The sequence below is a fragment of the Pseudomonas sp. SWRI92 genome (assembly GCF_014268685.1).
Lineage (GTDB): Bacteria > Pseudomonadota > Gammaproteobacteria > Pseudomonadales > Pseudomonadaceae > Aquipseudomonas > Aquipseudomonas marvdashtae.
In genome coordinates this window covers 25,676-42,575 of record NZ_JABWQY010000006.1, presented here as the reverse complement: position 1 = coordinate 42,575, position 16,900 = coordinate 25,676, and the positions used below count along the sequence as shown (strand labels likewise).

The window sequence follows — 16,900 nt, the reverse complement described above, 5'->3', positions numbered from 1 at the left end:
ATGCACGGTTATGACTTCGGCCTGATCCTTGGCTTTTTCGCGCTGGTGCTGATTCCGGCACCGTTCCTGGGGCGCTTTTATTATCGGGTGATGGAAGGCCAGCGCACGTGGCTTTCTCCGGTCCTTGGTCCGGTGGAGCGCGGTTGTTATCGCGTGTCGGGCGTCGATGCCAGCGCAGAGCAGAGTTGGCAGAAATACACCTTGGCCTTGCTCGCCTTCAACTTGGCGGGGTTCGTATTGTTGTTCGCGATCCTGTTGCTGCAGGGACATTTGCCCCTTAATGCCGAACAGTTGCCCGGCATGGAGTGGACCCAGGCCTTCAACACCGCCGTCAGTTTCATGACCAACACCAATTGGCAGTCCTACAGCGGCGAAGCGTCGCTCAGTTACTTGAGCCAGATGGTCGGCCTGACGGTGCAGAATTTCGTCAGCGCCGCCACCGGCCTGGCCGTGCTGGTGGCGCTGTGTCGCGGAATCGGGCGCAAGTCCGCCTCGACCCTCGGCAACTTCTGGGTCGACATGACCCGTGCCACGCTCTACGGATTGCTGCCGCTGTGTCTGTTGCTGGCGCTGTTCTTGGTCTGGCAGGGCGTGCCGCAAGCCCTCGCGCATTACGTGCACGGGGTGACGATGCAGGGCGTGGACCAGGTGATTCCCCTCGGCCCGGCGGCCAGTCAGATCGCGATCAAGCAACTGGGCACCAATGGCGGCGGTTTCTTCGGCGTCAACTCGGCGCATCCGTTCGAGAACCCGACGGCCTGGAGCAATCTGTTCGAAGTGGCTTCGATCATCCTGATCCCGGCAGCGCTGGTGTTCACCTTCGGGCATTACGTCAAGGATCTGCGCCAGAGCCGGGCGATCATCGCCTGCATGCTCGCGCTGTTCCTCATCGGCGGTGCGACTTCGCTATGGGCCGAGTTGCAGCCTAATCCGACCCTCGACATCGCGGCCGTTGAACAAGCCGCACCGCTGGAAGGAAAGGAAGCGCGTTTCGGCACCACCGCCACGGTGCTCTGGTCGGTGACCACCACGGCGGCGTCCAATGGCTCGGTCAACGCCATGCACGACAGCCTCAACCCGTTGAGCGGCATGGTGGCGTTGATGAACATGATGGTCGGCGAAGTGATCTTCGGCGGCGTCGGCGCCGGGCTCTACGGGATGCTGCTGAACGTGCTGATCGCGGTGTTCCTCGCTGGGTTGATGATCGGTCGCACACCGGAATACCTGGGCAAGAAGCTCGGTGCCCGGGAAGTGCAGTTGCTGGTGGTGACGCTGCTGGTGATGCCGGTGAGCGTGCTGGTGTTGGGCGCCATCGCTGCCAGCCTGCCGGGGCCGGCTGCCGCGGTGAGCAATCCCGGTGCCCACGGTTTCAGCCAGTTGCTCTACGCCTACACCTCGGCGGGGGCGAACAACGGTTCGGCATTCGCCGGTTTCGGCGCCAACACGCCGTTTCATAACTTGATGCTGGGCCTGGGCATGTTGATCGGCCGGTTCGGCTACATCCTGCCGGTGCTGGCGTTGGCCGGCAGCCTGGCGATGAAGAAAGCCGCACCCATCGGCCAGAACAGCTTTCCCACCCACGGCCCGCTGTTCGTGACCCTGCTGACCGTGACCATCCTGTTGGTGGGCGGCCTGACCTTCCTGCCGACCCTGGCACTGGGCCCGATTGCCGAACACCTGAGCCTGGGTTTCTGAGGAATTGATGATGAACATGCCGATGAGCAAGACCGTCGTCGCCAAGACGCCGGAGCAACCGAAAACCAATATGTCGGCGCTGTGGCGTCCGGCGTTGGTGCAAGCCTTCGTCAAGCTCGACCCGCGCCAATTGCACCGCGCGCCGGTGATGCTGGTGGTGGAACTGACCGCGATCCTCACCACGGTGCTCTGCTTTATTCCCGACAACGCCGTGCCGACCTTCGTCGCCGCGCAAATCGCGCTGTGGCTGTGGTTCACCGTGCTGTTTGCCAACTTCGCCGAAGCCTTGGCCGAAGGGCGCGGCAAGGCCCGTGCCGACAGCCTCAAGGCCGGCAGCGAAGGCTTGAGCGCTCGCCGTCAGGTTGCGCAGGGTTTCGAAGTGATACCTGCCACCCGCCTGCGCAAAGGTGATGTGGTGCGCGTTGCGGCGGGGGAGATGATTCCCGGCGACGGTGAAGTGATCGAAGGCATCGCGGCGGTCAATGAGGCGGCGATTACCGGGGAGTCGGCGCCGGTCATCCGCGAATCCGGCGGTGATCGCTCGGCCGTCACCGGCAATACGCGGCTGGTGTCGGACTGGCTCCTGGTGCGCATCACCAGCAACCCCGGCGAGTCCACCCTGGATCGCATGATCGCCCTGGTCGAAGGCGCCAAGCGTCAGAAAACACCCAACGAAGTGGCGCTGGATATCCTGCTGATCGGCTTGACGCTGATCTTCCTGCTGGTGGTGGTGACGCTGCAACCGTTCGCGCATTTCGCCAACGGCAGCTTGCCGTTGGTGTTTCTCGTGGCGCTGTTGGTGACGTTGATTCCGACCACCATAGGCGGCCTGCTCTCGGCCATCGGCATCGCCGGGATGGATCGGCTGGTGCGCCTGAACGTCATCGCCAAGTCCGGCCGCGCGGTCGAGGCGGCGGGGGATGTGCACGTGCTGATGCTGGACAAGACCGGCACCATTACGTTTGGCAACCGTCGGTGCTCGGCGGTTTATGCAGCGCCAGGGGTGAGCGCGAAGGAGTTGGCCGAAGGCGCGCTGTTCGCCTCGTTGGCCGATGACACGGCGGAGGGCAAGTCCATCGTCGAGTTCTTGCGCGGCTTGCATTCGCAGCCCGAGCCAGCGGCGCAGTTGCTCACTGCCGTGCCGTTCAGCGCCGAGACTCGGTTGTCCGGTGTCGATTACCAGGGCCGTGCCTATCGCAAGGGTGCGGTGGATTCACTGTTGAGTTTCATCGGTCTGCCTCGCGCTGAATTGCCGGCGGCTCTGGCGCGGGAAATCGACAAGATCGCCCAGAGCGGCGGGACTCCCTTGCTGGTTTGCGTGGACGGCAAACTGCTCGGTGCCATCCATCTCAAGGACGTGGTCAAGCCCGGCATCCGCGAACGCTTTGCCGAGCTGCGCAAGTTGGGGATCCGCACCGTCATGGTCACCGGCGACAACCCGCTGACCGCCGCCGCCATCGCGGCCGAGGCGGGTGTCGACGACGTGCTGGCCGAGGCCACGCCGGAGAAAAAACTGGCGCGCATTCGCCTTGAGCAGAACGATGGCCGGCTGGTCGCCATGTGCGGCGACGGCGCCAACGACGCCCCGGCCCTGGCCCAGGCCGATGTCGGCATGGCAATGAACGACGGCACCCAGGCGGCGCGCGAAGCGGCCAACATGGTCGACCTCGACAGCGATCCGACCAAGCTGCTGGACGTGGTGCAGATCGGCAAGGAGTTGCTGGTGACGCGTGGGGCGCTGACGACGTTTTCCATTGCCAACGACATCGCCAAGTATTTCGCGATCCTGCCGGCGCTGTTCGCCTCGATTTATCCACAGCTCGGCGTGCTCAACGTCATGCACCTGGCCAGCCCGCAGAGCGCAATCCTCTCGGCCATCGTTTTCAACGCCTTGATCATCGTCGTGCTGATTCCCCTGGCCCTGCGCGGCGTGCGCGTGCAAGCGGCGAGCGCGGCGGCGTTGCTGCGACGCAATCTGTTGATTTATGGCCTGGGCGGAATCGCCGTGCCGTTCGTGGGGATCAAGGCAATTGACCTGCTGCTGACGGGATTGGGGTTGGTTTGAGCGAAGGAACGCTGGCCCTTGTGGCGAGGGGATTTATCCCCGCTGGTCTGCGCAGCAGACCCAAGATTGTTACCGCGGTAATCAGACACGACGATGAAGGATGTTTTGGGCTGCTCCGCAACCCAGCGGGGATAAATCCCCTCGCCACAGATGTGTCCACTCACAGATGTGTTTTCAATTGAGGAGTTCTAGATGTTTACTCTGATTCGCCCGGCCCTGAGCCTGTTACTACTGATGACCCTTATCACCGGCGTCGCCTACCCCTTGCTGGTCACCGGCGTGGCGCAACTCGCCTTCCCGGACCAGGCCAACGGCAGCCTGGTCCATGACGCCGACGGCAAGGTTCGCGGCTCTCGGTTGATCGCCCAGGATTTTGTCGGCGATGGCTGGTTTCATCCGCGTCCCTCGGCGGGCGCCTTCGCCACGGTGGCCAGCGGCGCGAGCAACTTTTCGCCGAGCAATCCGGCATTGGCCGCGCGGGTGAGCGCTGATGCCCAAGCGCTGCAAGTGCCCGGCCAGGGACCGGTGCCGCTGGCGCTGCTCACCACCTCCGGCAGCGGGCTGGATCCGCACTTGCCTCCGGCCGCGATTGCCTATCAACTGGCGCGTGTCGCGGCGGCCAGGAACCTGCCGGTCTCGACGTTGCAGCAGTTGCTCGATAGCCACATCGAGCGGCCCTTGGTCGGGCCGCCCGTGGTGAATGTGCTGGCGCTGAACCTGGCGTTGGAAAAACTCTGACCCGATGGCAGGGTGTTTTGATCAAACCTGGAAGAGACCCGCAGCATGAGCGACTCCGGCCGTGCCGATGCACTGTTAGCCAACCTGCCGCGCCACGACCGTGGTCGCCTCAAGGTTTTCCTCGGCGCCGCCCCGGGCGTCGGCAAGACCTACGCCATGCTGCAAGCGGCCCACGCCCGGTTGCGTCAGGGCACGGAGGTTGTTGCCGGTGTCGTCGAGACCCACGGGCGTGCCGAGACCGAAGCCCTGTTGAATGGCCTGGCACAGCAGCCGCTGGTGCGTTCGGAATATCGCGGGGTGATGCTTGAGGAAATGGACCTCGACGGCCTGCTCGCGGCCCACCCGAGCCTGGTCCTGGTGGATGAACTGGCCCACAGCAACGCACCGGGCAGTCGCCATGCCAAGCGTTGGCAGGACATCCAGGAGTTGCTCGCCGCCGGCATCGATGTCTACACCACCGTCAACGTCCAGCACTTGGAAAGCCTCAACGATCAGGTGCGCGGCATCACCGGCGTGCAGGTGCGTGAAACGCTGCCGGACTGGGTCTTGCAGGAGGCCGATGAGTTGTTGCTGATCGACCTGCCGCCGCGCGAACTGCTCGAGCGTCTGCGCGAGGGCAAGGTCTACGTGCCGGAGCAGGCCCGCGCCGCGATCGATGCGTTTTTCACCCAGACCAACCTCACTGCGTTGCGCGAACTGGCCATGCAGACCGCCGCCGCGCAAGTGGACAACGACTTGGCCCAGGGCTATCGGCAATTGGGCCAGTCGGCTCCGGCGGTGCGGGGCCGATTGTTGGTGGGCGTGGACGGCGACCTTCAGGCCGAACGGCTGGTGCGCCACGCCAGCCGCGTCGCCCAGCGTCGGCATTTGCCCTGGAGCGTGGTGCATGTGGACAACGGCGACGCCCAAGACGAGTCATCCCGCCAGCGTCTGCAAAGCGCGCAGCAACTGGCCGAACGCCTCGGCGGCGAGGTGGTGTCGCTGCGCGCCGGGGAGGTCGCCAAGACCTTGATCCAACACGCTGCACAACGTCGTGCGACGTTGGTGTTGGTCGGCCAGTCCCGGCGGCGTTTGCGCAGGCGACTGTTTGGCGGCGGCCTGGCCTCGCGATTGTTGCGCGATGCCCGTGGCTTGGAAATCAACGTGCTGGACAGCGACGAAACGCCTGCGCCCGCTCGCCTGCGCCCGAGCACCGCCCAGAGTGGATTCGACTACGCGCTGGCGCTGGTGGCAACGGCGACTGCCAGCGCGCTGGCCTGGGGAGTCTCCGGGTGGCTGGCGCTGCCCAACATCTCTTTGGTGTTTCTGATGGCGGTGCTGCTGGTGGCGGTACGCAGCAGCCTCGGCCCGGCATTGGCCTGTGCAGCGCTGTCGTTCCTGGCCTATGACTTCCTGTTCATCCCGCCGAATTTCTCCCTGACGATCCAACGCGAAGAGGACGTGCTGACGCTGGTGTTCTTCCTGCTGATGGCCGCCCTGACCGGTAACCTCGCGGCTCGTCAGCGTCGTCAATTGCAGGCCCTGCGCGACACCCAGCAGGAAACTGGCGAGTTGCTCGACCTGTCGCGCAAACTGACCGCCGCGACCGATCGCCAAGCCGTGATCAGCGCCGCCGTGCTGCACCTCAACAGCGAGGACGATCTGCAACTGTGCCTGCTCAACCGCGACGGCCAGCACGGATGGAACGTCGAGACCGCCGAACCGTTGACGTTCACCGAGGCCGAGCGCGCCGCCGCCGACTGGTCCTGGCAACACGATCAACCGGCCGGCGCCGGCACCGCCACGTTGCCGTCCGGCCGTTGGTGGTGGTGGCCGTTGTCGACGGAAGGCGGCCCGCTGGGCCTGTTGGGCATTTGCCCCAAGGACGGCAAGCCGTTGAGTGGTCAACGCCGACGTTTGCTGGCGGCCCTCAGCCAGCCGCTCGCCCAGGCCCTGGCGCGGGCGCAGTTGGCGCAAGACCTGGAAGCGGCGCGCCTGCATGGCGAAACCGAACAGCTGCGCAGCGCCTTGCTGGCCTCCGTCTCCCATGACCTGCGCACACCGCTGACGTCCATGCGCGGCAGCATCGACAGCCTGTTGGCGCTGGGCGAAGCGATTCCGCTGGAGGATCGCCGCGAGCTGCTCGAAGGCACCCGCGACGAGGCCGAGCGCCTGGATCGTTATATCCAGAACCTGCTCGACATGACCCGCCTCGGCCATGGCGCACTGAAACTTGCCCGCGATTGGGTTTCACCGGCCGATATCGTCGCCAGTGCCTTGCACCGGCTTCGGGCGGTGCTGGCGCCGCTGGCGGTCGGCATCGAGGTGCCCGCCGACTTGCCGTTGCTGCATGTCCACGCGGCGCTGATCGAACAGGCCCTGGTCAATGTGTTGGAAAACGCCGCGCGGTTTTCCCCCGCTCACGGACGGCTGCTGCTCACCGCTGGGGCGAAGGAGGATGAGGTTTTTTTTGCCGTGGCCGACGAAGGTCCAGGCATTCCGGAGCCAGAGCGCGAGAAAATCTTCGACATGTTCTACACCGCTGCGCGCGGTGATCGAGGCGGGCAGGGCACCGGGCTGGGCTTGGCGATTTGCCAGGGCATGGTCGGTGCCCATGGCGGGCGGATCAGCGTGGCTGACGGCCTCGACGGTCGCGGCACCTGCATCACTTTGCACCTGCCCTTGCAGGCACAACCGGGCATGGACGATGAAGCCTGAACGGCGCTGCGTTATGCTCTCGCCACTTGACTGTGATGAACGGACCCCATGAGCCAGAGCGCGACCCTTTTGGTCATCGATGACGAACCGCAGATCCGCAAATTCCTGCGCATCAGCCTGGCCTCACAAGGCTATAAGGTGCTCGAAGCCGACACCGGCGCCGCGGGCCTGGCCCAGGCGGCGCTGAACAAGCCCGACCTGTTGGTGCTCGACCTGGGCCTGCCGGACATGGACGGCCAGCAAGTGCTGCGCGAGTTTCGTCAATGGTCGACGGCGCCCGTCCTGGTGCTCTCGGTGCGCGCCAGCGAGGCGCAGAAAGTCGAGGCGCTGGACAACGGCGCGAATGACTACGTGACCAAGCCGTTTGGCATCCAGGAATTTCTGGCCCGCGTGCGCGCGCTGTTGCGCCAGGCACCGGCAGGCGAGGCCCAGGAAGCGGCGCTGACGTTCGGCGCGCTGACCGTGGACCTGGCCTATCGCCGGGTGTTGCTGGACGGCACCGAAGTGGCCCTGACCCGCAAGGAATACGCGGTGTTGGCGCAACTGGCCCGGCATCCGGGACGGGTCATCACCCAGCAGCAACTGCTCAAGGACATCTGGGGACCGACCCACGTCGAAGACAGCCATTACCTGCGCATCGTTGTCGGCCACCTGCGCCAGAAACTGGCCGACGATCCGACTCGGCCACGCTTCATCGTGACAGAGCCGGGGGTGGGGTATCGGTTGTTGGAAGAGGCGGGTGCTTAGTCCAAGCGCTTGAGTCAGTCACAGGAAGCCTGCTCAATTCTAGTTCTGCTCACGCTCATACCGATCCAAGGTATCGCTGGCAATCTCCCGCCCCAACGCGATCAGCTCCGGCGCCTTGTAGAACTCGAAGAACCGACACACCCGTTTTGGCACGTTGATCAGCACATCCGGCGGATAACCGGCAATCTTGTATTGCGCCAGCGAAGTCTGCATCACCTCGAAGCTCTGGTTGATCAAGTCCAGCAACGAGGCCGGCCCGACGTTATCGATGATGAACGAGCCGGTGGCGGATCTTGGCGCACCTTCGGTTTGCGGCGCGGCGGCCGGTTGCTGGCCCTCGGGCTCGGCGGATTCGATCCACGGGTTGATGTCGGCGGCCTCGGCCTTGAGGGCTTCCTGCTCCAACAGCAACAATTGCTCGGCTTGTTTGCGGCGAAACGGCAGCCGTGAACCCAGGGAGCTGACAAGGGTGTCGAAGCGCCGCCGGAACGCGGCGGGGCGCTGGATCACCGGCAGCTTGTATTGTTTCTGGTTGGTGGCATTGAGGTTGACCGCAATGATCAGGTCGCAATGGCTCGACACCACCGGCACGATCGGCAGCGGATTGAGCAGGCCGCCATCCACCAGCATGCGATTGCCTTGCATGACGGGGGTGAACAGGCTGGGAATCGCCGCCGAGGCCCGCATCGCCTGGTGCAGGCAGCCTTCCTGGAACCAGATTTCCTGCTGGTTGGTGAGGTCGGTGGCGACCGCGGTGTAGGGAATGCGCAGGTCTTCGATATTGAGTTCGCCGACAATCTTGCGGATTTGCCCGAAGACTTTTTCACCGCGAATTGCCCCGAGGCGGAAACTGACGTCCACCAACCGGAGCACGTCCAGGTAATCGAGGCTCTCGATCCAGTCGCGATAATCCTTGAGCTTGCCGGCGGCGTAGATCCCGCCCACGACGGCGCCCATGGAGCAACCGGCGATGCAGGCAATATCGTAGCCGCGTCGCTCGATTTCCTCGATCACTCCGATATGGGCATAGCCCCGGGCGCCGCCCGAGCCCAATACCAATGCGACACGTTTTGTCATGAGCTGGCCTCTTGTCGAACAGACACCAACAATGCACGCATCGAGGGCCAGGCTCAATCGTTGTGGCGCGGACGTCGTTTTTTGACACGCCGCGACGGCATATGCGTATGCTCCGTCCACACTTGAATATAGCGGTCGAGCCGAGGCACTTTTTGCCGGCGAAACCGTCTTACCAGCACGACTGTTTGACCTGACTTGAGGTGTTATCGATGAAAGCCCGGATCTGCCTGCCCTTGGTGGCATCCCTGATGGTTCTGGCCTTGGCCGGTTGTGCCGGCAAGACCGCTTACCGCGACAGTTGCGGCAGCCAGCTCGACAGCGCCTGGCGGGAACTGGACCTGGCCAAGGCCGAAGGTTTTGCCGGTACCGTCAGCTATTCCAAGGCCCTGTCGTTGCTGACCGGCGCCAAGACCCAGCAGCAATTCGAAGCGTTCGAAGGCTGCGCCAATAAAGCCGAGAAGGCGCGCTTCTACATTCGCGAATCCCGTGCGGGAAGGTGATAAAGGCAGCTGCAAGCTTTAAGCTTCAAGCTTCAAGAGGACGACCCACGCCGCTTCTCACTTGAAGCTTGAAGCTTGCAACTCGAAGCTGCGCACGGAGTAAGTCCCATGATTGATCGGCTGGTGGCCCGGATAGTGGGCCTGGAAGTTCGCTTGTTGGCCTGTCAGGCCCGCTTGAATGCCCAAACCGACAGCGAAGCATTGCACGACCTGCGGACCACGGTCCGGCGTTTGCGCAGCCTGCTTCGCCCGTTGCGCGGTTTGCCCGGTGTTGAACAGCTGGAAACAGCCGCGTCGGCGGTCGGCACCTTGACCACGCCGTTGCGCGATCGCGAAGTACTGGCGGCCTACCTTGAGCAGCACGGCAAGGTCGAGGCCGCGCAGCGGCGCCAGGTGCAAATGGCCGAAGCCTATCCCGCCGTAGCCAGCAGCCAGGAATTGGCGCATTTGTTGATGATCCTCGACGCGTTCCCGCGCTTCATCCGCGCCGCCCAGCGCCAGGGTTTGCTCGCGGGCTTGCGCAAACGCATCGAAAAACGCCTCGACAAGCAATGGAAGAAACTCGGCGAGGCCTTGCGCGATCCGGCCCATGACCGCCACCGACTGCGCCTGCTGATCAAGCGCGTGCGCTACGCCATCGAAGCCTATCCCGAACTCGATCGTTTGCCGAAAGCGGCCATGCCCCGACTCAAATCCGCCCAAGGCGCGCTGGGCGACTGGCACGATTGCTGGCAATGGCTGGCGCGGGCCGAGCAGGAACACGACCTGCAATCCTGCGTACCCGTCTGGCGGATCACCATGGAGAAGGCCGAGGCCAAGTCCGATCGGGTGCTCGATAAACTCATCGCCAGTTGCTTCGATAAATCCTGAATCGAAAAAAAACAGCCCTGCGCGAGCTCGCTCGCGCAAGGACTGATGGTGGGATTCGAGGTTTACGGCTTTTCTGTCAGTCTCTTTGGCCGGAATGAGCGCTGTACTGCCCGCCCGGGATAGTTAAGATCCTTCATCGTTTTCCCTGTCTTCGAGGTAGCCATGCGCTTTTCCGATTTGATCGACACCGTGCGCCATCAGCCAGATGCCGTGACGATCCCGCCTGAATGGGGCCAGGGACGTGCCAGTTTTGGCGGCCTGGTGGCGGCGCTGCAATACGAGGCGATGCGTGCGCGCGTTCCGGCGGATCGCCCGGTTCGTTCGCTGGCGATTACCTTTGTCGGCCCGGTCGCGCCCGACGTGCCGGTGAGTTTCCAAGTCGACGTATTGCGTGAAGGCAAGGCCGTCAGCCAAGTGTTGGGGCGCGCCGTGCAGGACGGGCAGGTGGTGACGATCATCCAGGGCAGTTTTGGCGCGTCACGATCCTCGGTCGTGGCGGTGCAGGCTGATCCCGCGCCGCAATTCAAGGCTGTCGAACAGTGCCAGGAGTTGCCCTATATCAAAGGCGCCACCCCAGAGTTCATGCGGCACCTGGCAATGCGCTGGAGTGTCGGCGGATTACCCTTCACCGGCAATAAATCCCGCAGCATGGGCGGCTGGGTGCGTTTGCGCGGTGATGTGAAAGAAGAGCCGCTGGACGAGGGCCACATCCTGGCACTGGTGGACGCCTGGCCGCCGGCCTTGTTGCCGCACCTCACGCAAATGGCACCCGGTAGCACGCTCACCTGGACCATCGAGTTCGTCCAGCCGCTGCTGGAGCTGACTACGCTAGATTGGTGCCAGTACCTGGCCGAGATCGAACATGCCCAAGACGGTTATGGCCATGTCGCGGCGAAATTCTGGAGTGCCGACGGTCGTCTGATCGCCATGAGCCGGCAGACAGTAACGATTTTCGGCTGAGGCGTTGCGGCGATTCAGTGACGGTGGCGTTCCCGCCAGGCGCGCCACCAGCCACCGCTGAGGAAAAATCGAGGAAAGGTCAGGAATTGTTCCACCAGCAGGCGCGACATTGCGTCCTTGCGGTCGCTGAACGGCTCGGATGCCTGTTTTTCCAGGCTATGGCCGTGGCGCTGCAACCCCAGCGCGGCGAGCAGCCCGATCACGCCGATGGCGACATCACCCAGGCTCAGGCTGAAGACGCCCGATACGATCAGTAGAAAGGCAATGATGAACAGCGGCACCGCGATCAGGTGCAGGACCAGGTTGGTCGGATGGCGATGATTCTCGGGGTAGGCGCGCCATTGCCAGGCCGGAAGGTTGGGGTGACGTTTGCCCATGATGCTGTTCCTTGAGTCCGTGAAGTCCGAATAACCCAAGAATAGGCCGGGCCGGGCAGGGCGGCGAATCGCGGTTGACTATCGCAACGATAGGCGGCTATAGCGTATTTATGTCGACGACTGCTTTTGTGGTTATGTTGACTGCTCTTGTGGCGAGGGAGCTTGCTCCCGCTGGGCCGCGAAGCGGACCCAAACAGCAGGTGCGGTGTGTCAGGCTAAATGAGTATTCTCTTGAGGGGCTGCTGCGCAGCCCAGCGGGAGCAAGCTCCCTCGCCACAAAGGCAGAATGTCTAAAGCTTGAGTTGCCCGATCGCCCTGTTTAACGCCCCCGCCAGCGTCGCCAGTTCATGGCTGGTGGTGGCTGAGTCCACGGTCTGGCGCACGGTGTTTTCGGTCACGTCGCGAATACTCACCACCGCTCGGTTCATTTCTTCGGCGACATGGCTTTGCTGCTCGGCTGCGACAGCAATCTGAGTGTTGCTCTCGCGCATCTGCGCCACTGCTTCAGTGATCTGCGCCAACGCGTCACCAGCCTCGCACGCCTGTTGCACGCAATCGTCGGCCTTGAGCGAACTCTCTTGCATGAAATCCACCGCGTCGCGGGTTCCTGCCTGCAACGCCGACACCATCGTGGTGATTTCATCGGTCGAGGCTTGGACCCGCTTGGCCAGGTTGCGGACCTCATCGGCCACCACGGCAAAACCCCGGCCCATTTCCCCGGCCCGCGCCGCTTCGATGGCGGCATTGAGGGCCAGCAGGTTGGTTTGCTCGGCGATGCTGTGGATCACGCTGACCACACTGTTGATCTTCTGGCTGTCTTCGGCCAGCCGCTGGATCATCTCGGCGGTCTGCTGCACGCCGGTGGACAATCCGGTAATTGACTGCTGTACGCGGCTGACGACTTCGCGGCCGTTGCCGGCCAGCGTGTCGGTGGTTTTCGACAGATCGCGGGTGGCGCCGGCGTGCTGGGCGATGTGATAAACCGTGGCGGACATCTCGTTGATCGCGGTGGCGGCCTGGTCGGTCTCGCTCTGCTGGCCGAGCATGCCTTGGCGCACGTCGTTCATGCTCGATGCCAGGCGCGCCGCGCCGCTGTCCAGTTGCCGAGCGGTGCTGGCAACGGTGTCGACCACGCGCTGGTAACCCGCCTGCATCGCGTTGAACGCCGCGGCCATCTGGCCCACTTCGTCCCGGCAGGCCAAAGGCACGCGGGCGGACAGGTCGCCGGTCTTCTCCACATGCAGCATCACGTCTTTCAAGGTGTTGAGCTGACTGAGCAGAAAGCGGATCAATAATTGCGACGCACCGAGCATCGCCAGCATCAGCACAAACACCGCCACTGCATATTGACTGAAGCGTTCGCCGAACACCTGGCCCAGGCTCACGCCTCGGACCTGCTGTTCAAGGTGCATGGCATAGAGCACTAACAGCAACGTTGTGACAAAGGCGACCGCATTGACCGCCCAGAATTTATACTTCAGCGAGATATTGCTAAGCCAGGCACCCATGGAAGGTCTTCTCTGATAGCGGAAACAGCATTGGCAAGGTGCCAGTATTGTGCAGCTATCCAGGTGCCGGGGTTTTGATGTGGGTCAACGGACAAGGGATTCGGTTTATTCGCTAAGGGCGGGCAAGCCGAAAAACGCCCGGGCGCAAGCTGTGCTGTGGGCCGCCAGGTCTTCCTGGGTTTCGCCCCGGTGCAGGGCCACTTCCCGCAGGACTTCCGTCAGGTAGGCTGGCTCATTGCGACCGTTCTTGGGTTTGGGCCGCAGCGTGCGCGGCAGCAGGTAGGGGGCGTCGCTTTCGAGCATGAGCCGGCCGCGGCGGATTTCCCGCACCAATGGGTGCAGGTGCGTGCCTCGGCGTTCGTCACAGATCCAGCCGGTGATACCGATATGCAAGTCCAGATCGAGATAGCTGAACAGCGCTTTCTTCTCACCGGTAAAACAATGCACCACGGCGGCAGGCAACTGGTCGCGAAAGTCCCGGAGTATCTCCAGCAAGCGTTGGTCGGCGTCGCGCTCGTGGAGAAAGACCGGCAATTGCAACTCCACCGCGAGGGCGAGGTGTTCTTCCAGGACTTTTTCCTGCTGCGGACGGGGGGAGAAATCGCGATTGAAATCCAACCCGCATTCACCCACCGCGCGGACACGATTGTGCTTGAGCAGATCTTTCAAATGCCTGGCGCTGTCGGCCGTCCAATCGCTTGCGCTGTGGGGATGAATGCCGGCCGTGGAAAATAACCGATCGCCTTGCGCGTCAAGCTGCTGGCAGAGTTCAAGGGCCTGTTCGCTGCCCTCGATGCTGGTGCCGGTCAATACCAGTTGGCAGACCCCGGCTTCATAGGCGCGCTCGAGCACCGCCTGGTGTTTGTCGGCGAAACTGGGGTTGGTCAGGTTGACGCCGATATCGATGAGTTGCATGGTGCTACCTCGGCCCAAAGGCCGCCCAGCATATCAGAGCTGTAGATTTATAAGAAAAGCCAAGAACTACAATGAGTTGCGGCTGTCTGTTGAGGCCACGAGACGGGTCGGGGTGGTGTCGCTGCCATCGTTGTGCCAGTCTTTCGCACTTTTCAGCGCCCAAGGTGCTCTGTTTTGTCCGGTCCAGCCTCGGTTTTCCACAGGATGGCTCGGCAATACCCATTCGGAGAGTGGATGACACGTCCCCAGGTGTTGCTTTTGCTATGTGGTTCGTTGCTGTTGCCGATGCCGGCCGAGGCGCGGCTGCCCGGTCCGGTGCAGGTGGTGGCGCCGGGCACGGTGCGCGACCTGGCGCAAATCCGCAGCAGCCGGGTCTTGAAAGTATTGGTCAACCAGAGCCGCAACAGTTCCGGTGAAGTTCAGGGCCAACCCATCGGCGTCGAATATCATCGGTTGCGGGCTTTCGAACAATACCTCAACGGGCATGCCCGGGATGGCCAGGAAATCACCCTCAAGATCATTCCCAAGGCCAAGGATCAATTGCTTGGCGCCTTGCAGCGTGGGGAAGGGGACCTGGTGGCGCCAGGCGAGTTGCTTGAGCCGCAACCTGGCCATGCGGTGAGCGCCAGTGATCCGATCCGCACCGATGTGCCCTTGCTGTTAGTGGGCATCAAGGGTGAGAAGCGCTACACGCGCGTGGAACAACTGTCCGGCAAGACATTGGCCCTGCCCAACGGCAGTGCGGCGGGCGACGCCGTCAGCCAGATCAACCAGAAGCTGGCGCTGCTCAAGCTGCAGCCCGTCAAGATCGAGTGGGTCGATCCTACCCTGGCGGTAGAGGATGTATTGGAGATGGTCCAGGGCGGGATTTTCCACCTGACCATCGTCGAGCAGCCCATCGCCGAACGCTGGGGCAAGATTCTTCCCAAGCTGCGTTTCGACCGGCAGCTGCTGATTGGCGAGCCAAGCGACGAATATTGGTTCGTACACCGCGACGCCGCGATGCTGCGGGCGAGTATCGATCGATTCCTCGCCGGCTATAAGGCCCCGTCCAACCCGGATGCCGCCTTCCTGCGTATCTACCGCCGCTTGTATCAAGTTCACTATCCGTTGGCCCGGGCCAATCGCCAGCGCCTGGAGAAACTCCGCCCGGTGCTGCAAAAGCATGCCCAGGCCCAGGGCATGGACTGGCTCAACCTGGCGGCGCTGGCGTTCAAGGAGTCGGCCCTGCAACCCAACGCGCGCAGCGGCAGCGGCCCGACGGGCCTGATGCAGATCACGCCGTCCGCGGCCCAGCGGGTCGGGGTCAATGACATCCAGAACCTCGACGCCAATGTGCAGGCCGGCGCCAAGTACCTGGCGATGATCCGCCGCAAGTTTTTCGCCAGCCCCAAGCTCAACGAGCGCGAACGCATGGCGTTTGTCCTGGCTGCCTACAACATGGGGCCCGAGCGGGTCCAGGGTATGCGCGCCGAGGCTCGGCGGCGGGGCTTGAACCCCAACCAGTGGTTTTTCCAGGTCGAGCGCATCGCCATGGAGCAGGTGGGAATGGGCGCGGTCAGCTACGTTAATAGTGTGAACAAGTACTATCTGGCCTTTGACCGCGAGCGGGAATCGCTGGAGCCCCAGGGCCAAGCGGTGGTCGTGCGGAAATAATCAAATAAACCGATTGTTATGGCGGAATATTTGCGCTTTTTCCATTGGCTTATTTGATTAATATGGCGTCCAACCCCACCTTACCAAGGAATGCACCATGAGCACGTTCGTCAACAAAGTTCTCTTTTCCCGCGCTGGCTACGGCCTGACGGTCCTGCGCATCGTTGTCGGGATCATCTTTGCCGCCCACGGCTCGCAGAAACTGTTCGGCCTGTTTGGTGGTTATGGCTTGGCGGGTACGGCACAGTGGATGGAAAGCATCGGCCTGACGCCGGGGTATCTGATGGCGACACTGGCGGGCGGCACCGAATTCTTTGCCGGACTTGCACTGATCATCGGCCTGCTGACGCGTCCAGCGGCGCTGGGTCTGGCGATTCTGTCGCTGGTGGCGATTTTCTCCGTGCACATCGGCAATGGTTTGTTCATGGCCAACAACGGTTATGAGTTTGCCTTGGCTTTGCTGGCCGGTAGCATCGCGGTGTTGATCGAGGGGGCGGGCAAGCTGTCCATCGATAACGCCATCGCCCACTGATTACCTGCTTGAATCATCGAAGGCCCGTCTTGTACGGGCCTTTTTTATGGAACTCGATTCTTGACACTGGCCAGTCAGCTTCTCTAGGATGCCGCTTATGCGCCGATTTAAACAGCTACTTGCGGGGCGCCAGGTGACTCATTGCAGTTGCCGTCAGAAGCCGGTAATCCAGGCTTCGAAATACCGCTAAAGCGCTGGTTCGGTGTTGCCTCTCACCTGCCATGCAGACTTTTGAGGCAGAGACACGACACAATGAACGCACCCAGCCCCCTTGTACGTCTTGCGCCAATCACGGCGAATCTTGTCCAACGCAATCCGAAAATTCTCCTGGGCGGTAGCCATCAGCCGACGCTGTTGCGTTATCTGGACGGCTGGCCGCGACGCAGTCATGGGCCCGCAGCCTTCCTGATCCAGTTCGTCGAAGACGGTGAGTCGCTGGCGCGTTTTGCCAATGACAGCTTCGACCTGGCCGTCATCCAATCCCCCAGTGCCGCGGACGCTCCTGAAATGATCCGCCACCTGACCCGTGTGGCGCGGCAGGGGTTGATCACCCGTCGTTGAGG

General features: G+C 62.8%; 15 protein-coding genes. 11 read left to right on the top strand and 4 right to left on the bottom strand.

Annotated elements, in window-relative coordinates:
• The 5 genes from kdpA (at window position 1) to HU762_RS11970 (ending at window position 7,942) form a co-directional block, all read left to right on the top strand.
• The gene (gene kdpA / locus HU762_RS11990; protein WP_186636955.1) at window positions 1-1,695 is read left to right on the top strand and encodes a potassium-transporting ATPase subunit KdpA; all 1,695 of its coding nucleotides are present in this window, start codon (window positions 1-3) and stop codon (window positions 1,693-1,695) included.
• Window positions 1,696-1,705: 10 nt separating this feature from the next.
• Complete coding sequence (gene kdpB / locus HU762_RS11985; RefSeq protein ID WP_186636952.1) at window positions 1,706-3,760, top strand: potassium-transporting ATPase subunit KdpB; 2,055 nt, start codon at window positions 1,706-1,708, stop codon at window positions 3,758-3,760.
• Between the two features lie 192 nt (window positions 3,761-3,952).
• A complete protein-coding gene (gene kdpC, locus HU762_RS11980; RefSeq protein ID WP_186636949.1) occupies window positions 3,953-4,498 on the top strand; it encodes a potassium-transporting ATPase subunit KdpC in 546 nt (181 codons plus the stop codon).
• 45 nt (window positions 4,499-4,543) lie between these two features.
• Window positions 4,544-7,195 (top strand): sensor histidine kinase KdpD, encoded by a 2,652-nt coding sequence (locus tag HU762_RS11975; RefSeq protein ID WP_186636946.1) that lies wholly within the window; start codon window positions 4,544-4,546, stop codon window positions 7,193-7,195.
• Window positions 7,196-7,243: 48 nt separating this feature from the next.
• The gene (locus HU762_RS11970; protein ID WP_186636943.1) at window positions 7,244-7,942 is read left to right on the top strand and encodes a response regulator; all 699 of its coding nucleotides are present in this window, start codon (window positions 7,244-7,246) and stop codon (window positions 7,940-7,942) included.
• Window positions 7,943-7,981: 39 nt separating this feature from the next.
• On the opposite strand, the gene HU762_RS11965 is transcribed toward HU762_RS11970, so the two are convergent.
• On the bottom strand, window positions 7,982-9,019 hold the full coding sequence (locus HU762_RS11965; protein ID WP_186636938.1) for a patatin-like phospholipase family protein: 1,038 nt from the start codon (window positions 9,017-9,019) through the stop codon (window positions 7,982-7,984).
• 209 nt (window positions 9,020-9,228) lie between these two features.
• Here HU762_RS11965 and HU762_RS11960 point away from each other — a divergent pair, with 209 nt between their 5' ends.
• From HU762_RS11960 to HU762_RS11950, 3 genes are all read left to right on the top strand, one after another.
• Window positions 9,229-9,519, top strand: coding sequence for a hypothetical protein (locus tag HU762_RS11960; protein ID WP_186636932.1), 291 nt, complete (start codon window positions 9,229-9,231; stop codon window positions 9,517-9,519).
• Window positions 9,520-9,627: 108 nt separating this feature from the next.
• A complete protein-coding gene (locus HU762_RS11955) occupies window positions 9,628-10,389 on the top strand; it encodes a CHAD domain-containing protein (RefSeq protein ID WP_186636931.1) in 762 nt (253 codons plus the stop codon).
• Window positions 10,390-10,551: 162 nt separating this feature from the next.
• Window positions 10,552-11,349, top strand: coding sequence for a thioesterase family protein (locus tag HU762_RS11950; RefSeq protein ID WP_186610521.1), 798 nt, complete (start codon window positions 10,552-10,554; stop codon window positions 11,347-11,349).
• 14 nt (window positions 11,350-11,363) lie between these two features.
• On the opposite strand, the gene HU762_RS11945 is transcribed toward HU762_RS11950, so the two are convergent.
• From HU762_RS11945 to HU762_RS11935, 3 genes are all read right to left on the bottom strand, one after another.
• A complete protein-coding gene (locus HU762_RS11945; RefSeq protein WP_186636930.1) occupies window positions 11,364-11,726 on the bottom strand; it encodes an Mpo1-like protein in 363 nt (120 codons plus the stop codon).
• Window positions 11,727-12,016: 290 nt separating this feature from the next.
• Window positions 12,017-13,234 carry a methyl-accepting chemotaxis protein gene (locus HU762_RS11940; protein ID WP_186636928.1) on the bottom strand — a complete coding sequence of 406 codons (1,218 nt, stop codon included), beginning with the start codon at window positions 13,232-13,234 and terminating at the stop codon, window positions 12,017-12,019.
• A 105-nt stretch (window positions 13,235-13,339) separates the two neighbouring features.
• Window positions 13,340-14,149 (bottom strand): TatD family hydrolase, encoded by an 810-nt coding sequence (locus HU762_RS11935; protein WP_186636926.1) that lies wholly within the window; start codon window positions 14,147-14,149, stop codon window positions 13,340-13,342.
• A 234-nt stretch (window positions 14,150-14,383) separates the two neighbouring features.
• Here HU762_RS11935 and HU762_RS11930 point away from each other — a divergent pair, with 234 nt between their 5' ends.
• From HU762_RS11930 to HU762_RS11920, 3 genes are all read left to right on the top strand, one after another.
• Window positions 14,384-15,805, top strand: a complete 1,422-nt coding sequence (locus HU762_RS11930; RefSeq protein ID WP_186636918.1) for a transglycosylase SLT domain-containing protein — start codon at window positions 14,384-14,386, stop codon at window positions 15,803-15,805.
• A 97-nt stretch (window positions 15,806-15,902) separates the two neighbouring features.
• Window positions 15,903-16,337 carry a DoxX family protein gene (locus HU762_RS11925; protein WP_186636912.1) on the top strand — a complete coding sequence of 145 codons (435 nt, stop codon included), beginning with the start codon at window positions 15,903-15,905 and terminating at the stop codon, window positions 16,335-16,337.
• 252 nt (window positions 16,338-16,589) lie between these two features.
• The gene (locus HU762_RS11920; protein WP_186636910.1) at window positions 16,590-16,898 is read left to right on the top strand and encodes a class I SAM-dependent methyltransferase; all 309 of its coding nucleotides are present in this window, start codon (window positions 16,590-16,592) and stop codon (window positions 16,896-16,898) included.
• Window positions 16,899-16,900: the final 2 nt, after the last annotated feature.